The sequence below is a fragment of the Paenibacillus artemisiicola genome (assembly GCF_017652985.1).
Lineage (GTDB): Bacteria > Bacillota > Bacilli > Paenibacillales > Paenibacillaceae > Paenibacillus_Z > Paenibacillus_Z artemisiicola.
In genome coordinates this window covers 1-599 of record NZ_JAGGDJ010000129.1, presented here as the reverse complement: position 1 = coordinate 599, position 599 = coordinate 1, and the positions used below count along the sequence as shown (strand labels likewise).

General features: G+C 66.3%; 2 protein-coding genes. Both read left to right on the top strand.

The features are described 5' to 3' along the window. A partial coding sequence (locus I8J29_RS33510; RefSeq protein ID WP_338113338.1) for an oligopeptide/dipeptide ABC transporter ATP-binding protein occupies window positions 1-248 on the top strand: 248 nt, incomplete at its 5' end. Continuing rightward, on the top strand, window positions 245-599 hold a 355-nt coding region (locus tag I8J29_RS33505; RefSeq protein ID WP_208851568.1), incomplete at its 3' end, for an ATP-binding cassette domain-containing protein. The genes I8J29_RS33510 and I8J29_RS33505, both read left to right, overlap by 4 nt.

Here is a 599-nt window from a genome sequence, read left to right as displayed (position 1 = left end):
GGCATCCGTACACGCTCGGGCTGCTGCGCTCCATCCCGCGGCTGGAGGAGGAACCGGGAAGCGAGCTGTACGCGATCCGCGGCAGCATTCCCGGCATCGCGGACATCCCGAAGGGCTGCCGGTTCCACCCGCGCTGCCCGTATGCGATGGATCGCTGCAGGCATGAGGAGCCGGCGCTGCTGGACACGGGCGGCGGCCATCGGGCCGCTTGTTGGCTGGACGGACTTCCGGAGGAGGCGGCGATATGACGGAACGGAATCAAGCGGCACCGTATTTAATAGAAGCCAAACAGGTGAAGAAGTATTTCCCGATCAAGAAAGGGCTGCTCAGCCGGGTCGTCGGGAACGTGAAAGCGGTGGACGACGTCAGCTTCGGCGTGCGTCCGGGCGAGACGTTCGGCCTGGTGGGCGAGTCGGGCTGCGGGAAGTCGTCGCTCGGCCGGGTCATGCTGCACCTGCAGAAGGCGACGGGCGGCGAGGTGCGGTTCAACGGCCGGGACATTCAGCAGGTCGGCCCGGGCGAGCTGCGGGCGCTGCGGGAAGAGATGCAGATCATCTTCCAGGATCCGATGGGCTCGCTGAATCCGCGCTTCCTGGTAC